Source organism: Pseudomonas sp. NPDC087614 (assembly GCF_044743485.1).
Taxonomy (GTDB): domain Bacteria; phylum Pseudomonadota; class Gammaproteobacteria; order Pseudomonadales; family Pseudomonadaceae; genus Aquipseudomonas; species Aquipseudomonas baetica_A.
The window spans coordinates 39198-51254 of the sequence record NZ_JBIUWN010000015.1; the positions used below are offsets into that span (position 1 = coordinate 39198).

General features: G+C 60.7%; 13 protein-coding genes. 9 read left to right on the top strand and 4 right to left on the bottom strand.

Annotation, left to right across the window (positions count from 1 at the left end; translation table 11 throughout):
* Nucleotides 1-233: 233 nt before the first annotated feature.
* From potA to ACIOWA_RS08535, 4 genes are all read left to right on the top strand, one after another.
* Nucleotides 234-1376 (top strand): polyamine ABC transporter ATP-binding protein, encoded by a 1143-nt coding sequence (potA, locus tag ACIOWA_RS08520; RefSeq protein WP_339432729.1) that lies wholly within the window; start codon nucleotides 234-236, stop codon nucleotides 1374-1376.
* Between the two features lie 29 nt (nucleotides 1377-1405).
* Nucleotides 1406-2287 carry an ABC transporter permease subunit gene (locus ACIOWA_RS08525; protein WP_339432751.1) on the top strand — a complete coding sequence of 294 codons (882 nt, stop codon included), beginning with the start codon at nucleotides 1406-1408 and terminating at the stop codon, nucleotides 2285-2287.
* Nucleotides 2284-3162: an ABC transporter permease subunit gene (locus ACIOWA_RS08530; RefSeq protein WP_339432730.1), complete on the top strand. Its 879-nt coding sequence runs from the start codon at nucleotides 2284-2286 to the stop codon at nucleotides 3160-3162. The genes ACIOWA_RS08525 and ACIOWA_RS08530 overlap by 4 nt, the downstream gene beginning before the upstream one ends.
* A gap of 86 nt (nucleotides 3163-3248) precedes the next feature.
* Entirely contained in the window at nucleotides 3249-4346 is a 1098-nt protein-coding gene (locus ACIOWA_RS08535) for a polyamine ABC transporter substrate-binding protein (RefSeq protein ID WP_401159270.1), read from the top strand.
* A gap of 240 nt (nucleotides 4347-4586) precedes the next feature.
* Here ACIOWA_RS08535 and thpR read toward each other — a convergent pair whose 3' ends face one another.
* The gene (thpR, locus tag ACIOWA_RS08540) at nucleotides 4587-5126 is read right to left on the bottom strand and encodes an RNA 2',3'-cyclic phosphodiesterase (protein ID WP_401159272.1); all 540 of its coding nucleotides are present in this window, start codon (nucleotides 5124-5126) and stop codon (nucleotides 4587-4589) included.
* 105 nt (nucleotides 5127-5231) lie between these two features.
* Here thpR and ACIOWA_RS08545 point away from each other — a divergent pair, with 105 nt between their 5' ends.
* Nucleotides 5232-5426 (top strand): hypothetical protein, encoded by a 195-nt coding sequence (locus ACIOWA_RS08545; protein WP_339432733.1) that lies wholly within the window; start codon nucleotides 5232-5234, stop codon nucleotides 5424-5426.
* Between the two features lie 119 nt (nucleotides 5427-5545).
* Here ACIOWA_RS08545 and ACIOWA_RS08550 read toward each other — a convergent pair whose 3' ends face one another.
* A complete protein-coding gene (locus tag ACIOWA_RS08550; protein WP_339538651.1) occupies nucleotides 5546-5899 on the bottom strand; it encodes a DUF1428 domain-containing protein in 354 nt (117 codons plus the stop codon).
* Nucleotides 5900-5901: 2 nt separating this feature from the next.
* Nucleotides 5902-6981 carry a hypothetical protein gene (locus ACIOWA_RS08555; protein WP_401159275.1) on the bottom strand — a complete coding sequence of 360 codons (1080 nt, stop codon included), beginning with the start codon at nucleotides 6979-6981 and terminating at the stop codon, nucleotides 5902-5904.
* 211 nt (nucleotides 6982-7192) lie between these two features.
* On the opposite strand from ACIOWA_RS08555, the gene ACIOWA_RS08560 reads away from it, so the two are divergent.
* The 4 genes from ACIOWA_RS08560 (at nucleotide 7193) to paoC (ending at nucleotide 11514) form a co-directional block, all read left to right on the top strand.
* Entirely contained in the window at nucleotides 7193-7468 is a 276-nt protein-coding gene (locus tag ACIOWA_RS08560; protein ID WP_339432736.1) for a hypothetical protein, read from the top strand.
* 274 nt (nucleotides 7469-7742) lie between these two features.
* A complete protein-coding gene (gene paoA, locus ACIOWA_RS08565) occupies nucleotides 7743-8366 on the top strand; it encodes an aldehyde dehydrogenase iron-sulfur subunit PaoA (protein WP_401159278.1) in 624 nt (207 codons plus the stop codon).
* On the top strand, nucleotides 8363-9319 hold the full coding sequence (locus ACIOWA_RS08570) for an FAD binding domain-containing protein (RefSeq protein WP_401159280.1): 957 nt from the start codon (nucleotides 8363-8365) through the stop codon (nucleotides 9317-9319). Before paoA ends, ACIOWA_RS08570 begins: the two co-directional genes overlap by 4 nt.
* Nucleotides 9316-11514, top strand: a complete 2199-nt coding sequence (gene paoC / locus ACIOWA_RS08575; protein WP_401159282.1) for an aldehyde oxidoreductase molybdenum-binding subunit PaoC — start codon at nucleotides 9316-9318, stop codon at nucleotides 11512-11514. The genes ACIOWA_RS08570 and paoC overlap by 4 nt, the downstream gene beginning before the upstream one ends.
* A gap of 58 nt (nucleotides 11515-11572) precedes the next feature.
* On the opposite strand, the gene ACIOWA_RS08580 is transcribed toward paoC, so the two are convergent.
* Nucleotides 11573-12049 carry a cupin domain-containing protein gene (locus ACIOWA_RS08580; RefSeq protein ID WP_339494233.1) on the bottom strand — a complete coding sequence of 159 codons (477 nt, stop codon included), beginning with the start codon at nucleotides 12047-12049 and terminating at the stop codon, nucleotides 11573-11575.
* Nucleotides 12050-12057: the final 8 nt, after the last annotated feature.

Genomic DNA, 12057 nt, shown 5'->3' on the forward strand with positions numbered 1-12057 from the left:
GCCGGATCGGTAAGAGCAGTGCCCGTCAGGACAACGCAAAACCCTGTGGGAGCGGGCTTGCTCGCCAAAGCGGTGTGTCAGGCAACAACGATGTCGATTGACACGACGTATTCGCGAGCAAGCCCGCTCCCACAGGGGGATGTGATCCGACAGGCAATGCGCTGACCGCTCTGCAATCCACTTTTAAGCCAGGCCACATTGGCCCGGCGAACGAAACCTGTTGGGAGTTTCACATGGCAAACGCCTCCAGCACTTACAGGAAGGCTCTTGAAGGTCATCAGCAACCGAAAAAGGTTCTGGTGAAAGTCGATCGCGTGACCAAGAAGTTCGACGAAACCACCGCCGTGGACGATGTGTCACTGGAGATCCATCAGGGCGAAATTTTCGCCCTGCTCGGTGGCTCCGGTTCGGGCAAATCGACCCTGCTGCGCATGCTGGCCGGTTTCGAGCGCCCGACTGAAGGGCGAATCTTGCTCGACGGCGTGGACATCACCGACATGCCGCCCTACGAGCGGCCGATCAACATGATGTTCCAGTCCTACGCGCTGTTTCCGCACATGACCGTGGCGCAGAACATTGCCTTCGGCCTCAAGCAGGACCGTTTGCCCACCAGCGAAATCGACGCCCGCGTCGAAGAGATGCTGCGCCTGGTGCACATGACCCAATACGCCAAGCGCAAACCCCATCAGTTGTCCGGCGGCCAGCGTCAGCGCGTCGCCCTCGCCCGCTCGCTGGCCAAACGTCCGAAGCTATTGCTGCTCGACGAACCGATGGGCGCACTGGATAAGAAGCTGCGTTCGCAGATGCAGCTGGAACTGGTGCAAATCATCGAACGCGTCGGCGTAACGTGCGTGATGGTGACGCACGACCAGGAAGAAGCCATGACCATGGCCGAACGCATCGCGATCATGCACCTGGGCTGGATCGCGCAGATTGGTAGCCCGATCGACATCTATGAAGCCCCGGTCAGCCGCATGGTGTGCGAATTCATCGGCAACGTGAACGCTTTCGACGGCACCGTGGTGGAAGACCTGGAAGGTCACGCGATCATTCACAGCCCGGACTTGCAGCAGAAGATCTACGTCGGCCACGGCGTCAGCACCTCCGTACAGGACAAGTCGATCACCTACGCGATCCGTCCGGAAAAAATGCTCGTCAGCACCACCCAACCGGAGTTCCGCTACAACTGGTCCGAAGGCAAAGTGCATGACATCGCCTACCTCGGCGGCCACTCGGTGTTCTACGTGGAATTGCCCGGCGGCAAGATCGTTCAGTCGTTCATGGCCAACGCCGAACGTCGTGGCGCACGGCCGACCTGGGACGACAAGGTCTACGTCTGGTGGGAAGACGACAGCGGCGTGGTACTGCGCTCATGAAAACTTTCAATCAGCAATTCCTGCGCCTGGTGCCCAGCGGGCGAAAACTGGTGATCGGCATTCCGTTCATCTGGCTGTTCCTGTTCTTCATGCTGCCGTTCTTTCTGGTGATGAAGATCAGCTTCTCGGAAGCAGCCCTGGCCATTCCGCCCTACTCGGAGATCTACACCTACGCCGAGCAGAAATTCCAACTGTTGCTGAACATCGGCAACTACACCCTGTTGGGTGAAGACGACCTTTATCTGTCGGCCTACCTCGGCTCGCTGAAGGTCGCGGCACTGAGCACGCTGATGTGCCTGGGGATCGGCTTCCCGATGGCTTACGCGATCACCAAGGCGAGCAAGGAAGCGCAAAACGTCTTGCTGCTGCTGATCATGATGCCGACCTGGACGGCGATCCTGATCCGCGTGTATGCGTGGATGGGCATTCTCAGCAACAACGGTTTGCTCAACGCGTTTCTGATGTGGACGGGGCTCACCGATCACCCGATCGAAATCCTCAACACCAACACGGCCGTGTATATCGGTGTGGTTTACGCCTATCTGCCGTTCATGGTGTTGCCGTTGTACGCCAACCTCGTCAAACACGACGGCAGCCTGCTGGAAGCCGCGTCAGACCTGGGCTCGAGCAACTTCAACAACTTCTGGAAAATCACCGTGCCGCTGGCCAAGAACGGCATCATCGCCGGTTGCATGCTGGTATTCATTCCGGTGGTCGGTGAGTTCGTGATTCCAGAACTGCTCGGTGGCCCGGAGACGCTGATGATCGGCCGCGTGTTGTGGCAAGAGTTCTTCAACAACCGCGACTGGCCGGTGGCGTCCGCCCTGGCAGTGGTGATGCTGTTGATCCTGATTGTGCCGATTCTGCTGTTCAACCGCAGCCAGGCCAAAGAGATGGAGGCACGGGGATGAAACGCTTCGGTTTTGCAAAGTTCATGCTGATCTTCGGCCTGATGTTCATCTATCTGCCGATGCTGATTCTGGTGATCTATTCGTTCAACGCCTCGAAACTGGTGACGGTGTGGGGCGGTTGGTCGGTGAAGTGGTACGTCGGCCTGCTCGACAACACACAACTGATGGGCTCGGTGCTGCGCTCGCTGGAAATCGCCTGCTACACCGCGATTGCCGCTGTTGCCCTCGGCACCCTGGCCGCGTTTGTGCTGACGCGGGTCACACGCTTCAAGGGGCGCACACTGTTTGGTGGTTTGGTCACCGCGCCGTTGGTGATGCCCGAAGTGATTACCGGTCTGTCGTTGTTGCTGCTGTTCGTGGCGATGGCGCAGTTGATCGGTTGGCCGCAGGAACGTGGCATCGTCACCATCTGGATCGCCCACACCACGTTTTGTGCAGCCTATGTGGCGGTGGTCGTTTCCGCCCGACTGCGTGAACTGGATCTGTCGATTGAAGAAGCGGCAATGGATCTGGGGGCAAAACCCTTCAAGGTGTTTTTCCTGATCACCATTCCGATGATTGCGCCGTCGCTGGCGGCGGGCGGGATGATGTCGTTTGCCTTGTCGCTGGATGACCTGGTGTTGGCAAGCTTCGTGTCGGGTCCGGGTTCTACCACCCTGCCGATGGAAGTGTTCTCGGCGGTGCGTCTGGGCGTGAAGCCTGAGATCAACGCCGTGGCCAGCCTGATTCTGCTGGCGGTGTCGATCGTGACCTTCCTGGTCTGGTATTTCGGCCGCAAGGCAGAAGCCAACCGCAAACGTGCGATTCAGGAAGCGATGGATCAGACCGCCAATGAGTCGTGGCAACAACCGCAACGCACCGCTGCCAGCGCTTGATAACGGATGTTGTGGCGACGGGGCTTGCCCCCTCGCCACAGATTTACCGCGTTGAGTTTTTGAACAAGAACAATGGAGTTGTACCGATGAAAATGTTTGGCAGGACTCTGCTGACACTGTCCTTAATGGGCGCAATGGCCATGGGCGCCCAGGCCAACGACAAGGTGCTGCGTGTTTACAACTGGTCCGATTACATCGCGCCGGACACCGTCAAGAAGTTTGAAGACGAGACCGGCATCCGCGTGACCTACGACGTCTTCGACAGCAACGAAACCCTTGAGGCGCGTTTGCTGGCGGGCAAATCCGGTTACGACATCGTCGTGCCGTCCAACAGTTTCCTGGCCAAGCAGATCAAGGCCGGCGTGTATCAAACGCTGGACAAATCGAAGCTGCCGAACTGGAAGAATCTCAACCCGGTGCTGCTGAAAAACGCCTCCGCCAGTGATCCGGACAACGCTCACGCATTCCCGTACATGTGGGGCTCGATCGGTATCGGGTTCAATCCGGCCAAGGTCAAGGAAGTGCTCGGCGCCAACGCCCCGACCGATTCCTGGGACTTGCTGTTCAAGCCCCAAAACGCCGAGAAGCTCAAGGCGTGTGGCATCAGCTTCCTCGACTCGCCGACCGAAATGCTCCCGGCCTCCCTGCACTACCTGGGCTATCCGGTGAACGACAAGGACAAGTCGCACATCCTCGAAGCCGAAGCGCTGTTCATGAAGATCCGCCCGTACGTGGCGTACTTCCACTCTTCGAAGTACATCTCCGATTTGGCCAACGGCAACATCTGCGTGGCCGTCGGTTATTCCGGTGACGTGCTGCAGGCCAAGGCCCGGGCGGCGGAATCGGGCAACAACGTGAAGATCGACTACAGCATCCCCAAGGAAGGCGCCGGCAGCTTCTACGACATGGTCGCGATCCCGCGTGATGCGGCGAACGTCGACAACGCGTACCTGTTCATGAATTTCCTGATGCGTGCTGACATCATCGCCGAAGTCACCAACAACATCGGCTACAGCAACGCCAACTCGGCGGCGACGCCACTGGTGGATGAAGCGATCCGCAACGATCCGGGCTCGTATCCGTCGCAAGCGGTGATGGCGACGTTGTATGCGGTGCCGGATCAGCCGATTGCCACCCAACGGATCATGACCCGCGGCTGGACGCGGGTGAAACTCGGCCAGTAACCGCCCCCCCCCTGTGGGAGCGGGCTTGCTCGCGAAAGCGTAGTCTCAGGCACCTGTGAATTGGCTGACCTGACGCCTTCGTGAGCAAGCCCATTCCCACAGGGGATAGGTGGCGGTTTGAAGATTTATGATTTCCCGTTCACGCAGCGCCTTACCACCGCTGCCCCCACATGAACGGCCTCACCTGGCTCCCTCGGCTCAGGTGAATTTCAGGCGCCCTCGGGCGCCTTTTTTTGTCGCTCAGGTCAGCGGCCAATCCTGCAAAACGCGGTAGCGCCCCTTGTGCGATTCAAACAGGGCAAAGCGCTCGGCACGCAGGCAGAACTCCGGCGGTGTGGCGGCTTCCGGCTCGGGCGCACGGTAATCACGGGCCAGCGTCAGATGCGGGCGAAACGCGTGTGACGGCGCCTCAAAACCAAACGGCAACATGGCCTGCTCAAGCGCATAGACCAAACGCAATAACGCCTGCGGTGCCTGCTCGGGCGCCAACGACAGCACCCCGGCGCGATGCCAGACCTGCAAGCGATCCAGCGAAATCCGCACAGCCCCTCCCGGCGTGCGTACCTTACTGGCGGCTTCGCAGACTTCGCCGATCTGCGCCAATGGCACGGCACCGAGAAACAATAACGTCAGGTGAAAATTGTCGGCGGGCACGGGTTTGCCGGCCCTCAAGCCCAACTCCCCACGCCACTGGGCAATCGCCTTGCGCTGCGCCAGTGGACAGTCCAGGGCAAAGAACAGCCGCTTGGACGGCAGATCCCCGTGTTTTTCATCCGTCATGGCCTGGCTCCTTATAGGGTTGTGATTGCCGATTCTACCTGCCCCTTTCTGACGACTCGCCACACAAGTCTATAGTTCAAGGATTGCCATCAACCGGAGGCCGCCATGCGCGAGATCCTCAGCAAAGAGCCGTGGTGGGCCAGGCCACCGAGTCCCGGGCAGGACGAAGCCGAGCTCGAATGGGGCTGGCTGGTGCATTACAGCGAAGGTGAGCCGCGCTTCGAGTTTGTCCGAGAGCGGCCAACGGATGAGCAGATTCGTCATCGCAAAGGCTGTCGGATTACTCCATCGGCAGAGTGAAATACAACACCTGTGGGAGCGGGCTTGCTCGCGAAAGTGGTGTGTCAGGCAACATTATTTTTGAATGACACACCGCGTTCGCGAGCAAGCCCGCTCCCACAAAGGGACTTGCGTGAGTTTCAAGGTTCGATGAGGTATTTGAACCCGGCGAAGATCATTCGCTGCCCGTCGAACGGCATCGGGTTGACGTCCGGTTGCATGCGCGGGTCGTCCATCATTTTCGCCATGCCCGCATCGCGGGTGGCCTTGTCCGGCCAGATCAGCCAGCCGGAGGCCACGGTTTCATCTTCCTTGAGTTTCACCGCCATCGGGAACGACGTGATCTTGCCGTCCGGCACGTCATCACCCCAGCATTCGACGACGCTCAGGGCGCCGTACTCCTTGAACAGTTTCGCTGCGATGACACAGTGTTTTTTGTATTGCTCGCGATTGGCGGTCGGCACGGGTGCGACAAAGATATCGATGTAGGCCATGGTCATTCTCCTTGCAGGTTGGGTTCGATCTGCTGATTGGTCGATGGTGGCGGCTGCCATTCGACACGGTTCGCCCCAAACCCGACCAACGGCTCTTCACCTGCGCCCAGATTGCGCTCGATCTGCCCGGCCATGTGCAGCGTGCCGGCCATGACACCGGTGGTCGGGTTTTGCACCAGCTTCGACCAGGCCTTGTCGAAGGTGTTACCCAGACTGCTGCGGATCAGCGCCTCACTGTCGGGGCGGTCGTTGGCCTGGATGATTGCGCGAATACCCGCCACGCCCACCGAAATCATCGCCCCGGCCAGCTTGCCGGCTGCAGCGGCCACTGCGCTGGCGGCGCCGCGCGGGGCCATTTGCGCCTCCATCCGCTGGCTGGCGCGTTTGGCCACCGGGGCCATACCGGCGTCGGTCGAGGCAATGCCTTTCGAACCACCGTCGGTGTGGATTTTGTCGATCAGCGCCGCGTAGGCCGGCAGCGTGTTCAACGGTTCGCTGCTGATGACCTGATACAGCGACGCATCCCGCGCCGGCGGCGGGCCGAGGGCGATCGCCGCAATCCTCTGCAAATGTCCATTGAGCTGAGCCATCGGCACGCCATGCCGCTGAGCGATGAGCGGCATCTGCCGGGCCATCAGTTGCGCATAGAACGCCGTGGCCTGGCCGAGGATCGCGTCCGGGTCGATCTCCACGGCCACCGGCGCCAACACCTTTTCCTGATATTGCTCAAGCAGATACGCCGCCAGACGCTTGGCCGACGCGTCCTCCTCACCACCCGCGCTGATCGTGTACCAACTGACCTTCATCGACAGCCATTCCTGGGTCCAGTAACTGCTGAACCACGGGATGAAATTTTCTTCAGTTTGCTGATAGACGCGAGTGCGCCAATGTTCCATCGAGCCACGGGCGAACAGCTTGACCTGCTCGGTGGACTGTTGCGAGGCGTTGACGATTTCGCGGTCGATTTGCTGCCAGGTGGCGGGTGAAACCACCACCGCCGGCACCGTTACAGGGGCCCGCGCCGGAGAGGCGCAGCCGGCCAGCAGAAACAGGGCGGCAACGAGCAGCGCGCGCGGTGTCACGGTTTTGGTCTCCCAGAGTAAGGAGCGGCAAATTTGAGTATAGGTGCGGGAGACAGGCCGTTTGTCTGGTATTGGGTCAAATACAGCTCCCACAAGGGGTCTGCGCCAACCATCAATACCGTCGATATCCAACATCGCGACGATTGCGTTCCGCCCGCCGCACATCAAAGGCACGATTGCGCCATCCGAACCACAACGAGGCGTTCACATCATGATTCACACCATCACGCTCTCTGTAAGTTTCCCGGTGTTCGGCAGCAACTACTACGAACAACACGTCGTGCAACGCAAGGCGCAGGCGTTGGTGTTCAACGACGATTTCGACGATTTGCTGATGCCCGCCGCGACCCATCATTTCAGCAATGAAGTGGTCGGCATCAACGATCAGTTTCGCTTTCTGAGCGACATTCTCGCCACCCATTTGCTGGATCTCGAGGCCTCGACGCCTGCGCGATCCCGCGTCCAGGCGAGCGCTCATTTTTTATAACGGCTGAAGGCAACCCCTGTGGGAGCGGGCGTGCTCGCGAAAGCGGTGGATCATTCAACCTCTCGTTGATTGAAACGCCCCTTCGCCAGCATGCCCGTTCCCACAATAAATCTGAAGATTCATGAGCCATGCGCATAACTCTATAGCGCAAATCGGCAAAAACCTTTTCCTCTCTCCAGCGGTCATTCCTCAAACGAGACTGGCAAACATGCCGGCGCGCCCCTCTGGGCCTTTTGTGACCCTGCTGCCCTGATGAGAGTAAAGGAATCGAACCATGCCGATTTCCCGACGTAAATTTCTGATCCTCGGCGCCGTGACCGCGACGGCGTTTGCGACGCCCCCCTTTATCAGCCTCAAGGCCTATGCGGCCAACCTGGAGCAATCGGCCATGAGCAAAATCACCTTAAACGTCAATGGCAAACCTCAGACCCTTGAGGTCGACAATCGCACCACCCTGCTCGATGCCTTGCGCGAAAACCTGCAGATGACCGGCAGCAAAAAAGGCTGCGACCACGGCCAGTGCGGCGCCTGCACGGTGATCGCCGATGGCCGGCGAATCAACGCCTGCCTGACCCTGGCGGTCATGCAAGAAGGCAGCGAGATCACCACCATCGAAGGCCTCGGCATGCCGGACAACCTGCATCCGATGCAAGCCGCGTTCATCAAGCACGACGGCTATCAGTGCGGTTATTGCACACCGGGGCAGATCTGTTCGGCGGTGGCGGTGCTCAAGGAGATCCGCGACGGCATTCCCAGCCACGTCAGCGCCAGCCTGACCGAACCACCGCAAATGATCGCCGCTGAATTTCAGGAACGCATGAGCGGCAACATCTGCCGCTGCGGCGCCTACTCGAACATCATCGAAGCCATCACTGAAGTCGCAGAGGTGCCGGCATGAGAGCGTTCAATTACAGCCGCGCCGACTCCCCCGCCACAGCCGCAGCGCAAGCCGCGCAAGTCGAAGGCGCAAAGTTCATCGCTGGCGGCACCAACCTGCTGGATTTGATGAAACTCGACATCGAAACTCCGCTGCACCTGATTGATATCAATCACCTGGGGCTGGATCAGATCGAAGCCACGCCCGAGGGCGGTTTGCGTATCGGCGCCATGGTCCGCAATACCGATCTGGCCGCCGACGCGCGCGTGCGAAAGGACTACGCCCTGCTCTCCCGTGCCTTGCTTGCCGGAGCCTCCGGGCAGTTGCGCAACATGGCGACCACGGCGGGCAACCTGCTGCAACGCACCCGCTGCCCCTACTTCTACGACACGAATCAAGCCTGTAACAAACGCAACCCCGGCAGCGGATGCGCGGCGATTGGCGGGGTCAGTCGGCAACTGGGCATTATCGGCGTCAGCGATGCCTGCATCGCCACCCACCCAAGCGACATGGCGATTGCGATGCGCGCCCTCGACGCACAGATTGAAACGGTCAAACCCGATGGCAGCACCCGTCGCATCGCCATGGCGGACTTTCATCAGTTGCCGGGGCACACGCCGCACATCGAAACCAGCCTGACCGCTGGCGAGTTAATCACCGCAGTGACTTTGCCGGCGCCGGTGGGCGGCACCCACATTTATCACAAGGTGCGTGATCGTTCGTCCTACGCGTTTGCCCTGGTGTCCGTCGGTTTGATTCTGCAAAAGGACGGTAGCGGCCGCGTCGCCGTTGGCGGTATCGCGCCAAAACCGTGGCGGGTGGAAGCGGCTGAAGCCCTGCTGCCCCAGGGCGCAAAAGCCGTCAGCGCGCGCCTGCTAGACGGCGCCACGCCGACCCACGACAACCAGTTCAAACTGACCCTGGTCGAACGCACACTCGGCTCGGTGTTAGCGCAAGCGAGGGAGCAAGCATGAAATTCGACACGCCCGCCACCACCAACCCGATCGACCAACTGAAGGTCATCGGCAAACCCACCGACCGTATCGAAGGCAAACTGAAAACCTGCGGCCAGGCGCCTTACGCCTACGAGCAACATGAAGCGGTGGCCAATCAGGCTTATGGATTTATGGTCGGTGCGGCCATCGCCAAGGGCCGAATCAGCCACATTGATCTGGAGGAGGCGAACGCAGCGCCAGGGGTTTTGGCGATCGTCACCGCGGCCAACGCCGGCAAACTCGGCAAAGGCAAATTCAACTCGGCGCACTTGCTGGCCGGGCCTCAGGTTCAGCACTATCACCAGGCCGTGGCGCTGGTGGTGGCCGAAACCTTTGAACAGGCACGGGCCGCCGCGCAATTGGTCAAAGTCGATTACGTCGCGACCAAAGGCGAGTTCGATCTGGCCAGCGTGCGCGACCAGGGCGTCGAAGCGAAGGACGAATTGCCGGACGTCACCCACGGCGATTTCGCCAAGGCTTTCGCTGCCGCGCCGGTGCAGTTCGATCAGACTTACACCACCCCCGATCAGTCCCACGCGATGATGGAACCCCACGCGACATTGGCCGCATGGAAAGGCGATCAACTGACCCTGTGGACCTCCAACCAGATGATCGCCTGGAGCGTCGGCGACGTTGCCCAAACCCTTGGTCTGCCGAAGGAGAACGTCCGTTTGATCTCGCCATACATTGGCGGTGGCTTCGGGGGCAAACTGTTTATCCGCGCCGACGTAATCCTCGCGGCCCTCGGTGCGCGCATGGCCAACCGCCCGGTGAAATTCTCCATCGCCCGCCCGCAGGTCGCCAACAACACCACCCACCGCCCCGCCACCCTCCAGCGCATTCGCATGGGCGCGACAGCGGATGGCAAGCTCACGGCCATCGCCCACGAAGGCTGGTCTGGCAATCTGGAGGACGGCAAGGTGGAAGTCGCGGCGCAACCGAGCCAATTGCTCTACGCCGCCGAAAACCGTCTGGTCACCATGCGCCTGGCGCCGCTGGACCTGCCCGAAGGCAACTCCATGCGCGCCCCCGGCGAAACCCCGGGCCTGATGGCGCTGGAAATCGCCATGGACGAAATGGCTGAGCAGCTCAAACTCGACCCGGTTCAGTTCCGCATCCTTAACGACACGCAAGTCGACCCGGTGAACACCGAGCGGCCCTTCTCGCAACGTCATTTGATTGAGTGCCTGCAAACCGGTGCCGAAAAATTCGGCTGGGACAAGCGCAATGCGCAACCCGGCACGCGCCGCGAGGGCCGCTGGCTGATCGGCATGGGCGTCGCTGCGGCCATCCGCAACAACCTGCTGTTGAAATCCGGCGCGCGAGTCAGGCTGGAGCGCGACGGCAAGGTCACGGTGGAAACCGACATGACCGACATCGGCACCGGCAGTTACACGATCATTGCCCAGACCGCCGCTGAAATGATGGGCGTTGGACTCCAGGACGTGACCGTACGGCTGGGCGACTCGAGTTACCCGGTGTCTGCCGGATCAGGCGGCCAGTTCGGTGCCAACTGCTCGACGGCCGGGGTGTATGCCGCGTGCATGAAACTGCGCGAAGCAGTGGCAGGCAAGTTGGGCATGGCTGCCGACAAGGCTGAGTTTAGCGACGGTCTGGTGCGCGTCGGCGACCAGCAGGTTGCGCTGCGCAACGCCGCACACGATGGTGCGTTGCAGGCAGAAGACAGCATCGAGTTTGCTGACCTCGCCGAGCAATATCAGCAGTCGACGTTTGGAGCGCACTTCGTTGAGGTCGCGGTGGATGCCGCTACGGGAGAGGTGCGTGTTCGGCGCATGCTGGCGGTGTGTTCGGCCGGACGGATTCTCAACCCGAAAGCAGCGCGCAGTCAGGTCATCGGCGCGATGACCATGGGCGTGGGCGCAGCGTTGATGGAAGCGTTGGCGGTGGACACGCGACTGGGTTTTTTCGTCAACCATGATCTGGCCGGATATGAAGTGCCGGTGCATGCCGACATCCCGCATCAGGAGGTCATTTTCCTTGAAGAAACCGATCCGGTTTCATCGCCGATGAAGGCCAAAGGTGTCGGTGAATTGGGGATTTGCGGTGTGAGCGCGGCGGTGGCGAATGCGATCTACAACGCCACCGGTACCCGGGTGCGTGAGTATCCGATTACGCTGGACAAGATTCTTTCGTCATTACCGGAAATGATCTGAAAAACCCCTCGGCCCAGGCCTCTCACTCAGGGAGAGGCCTGGGCCGAGGGCCATGGGTTCACTCGCTGCGCGGATACTGCGCCTCACCGACCTGCTCCATCCACTCCACCACTTCTCCATCCTGCATTTCAGCGATGGCGATATGCGTCATCGCCGTGGTCGGTGCGGCGCCATGCCAGTGCTTGGCGCCGGGCGCGATCCACACGGTATCGCCAGGTTGAATCCGCCGCACCGGCTGCCCCCACTCCTGCACAAACCCCGCTCCGGCCGTGACGATCAACGTCTGCCCCAGCGGATGGGTGTGCCATGCCGTGCGCGCACCCGGCTCAAACGTCACGGTAGCGCCACTGACCCGCGCCCGATCAGTGCCCTTGAACGGCGCATCGATTCGCACGGTTCCGGTGAACCAATCCGCCGGCCCCTGGGCCGACGGTTGTGAGCCGTTGGGCGTAACGGTGACTCGCGGGATTTCGCTGGCTTGGGCGTCGGCGGCCAGCAAGGAAAGGGTCAACGCAGAAGCGGCAATCGGGTTCATGGCGGTCT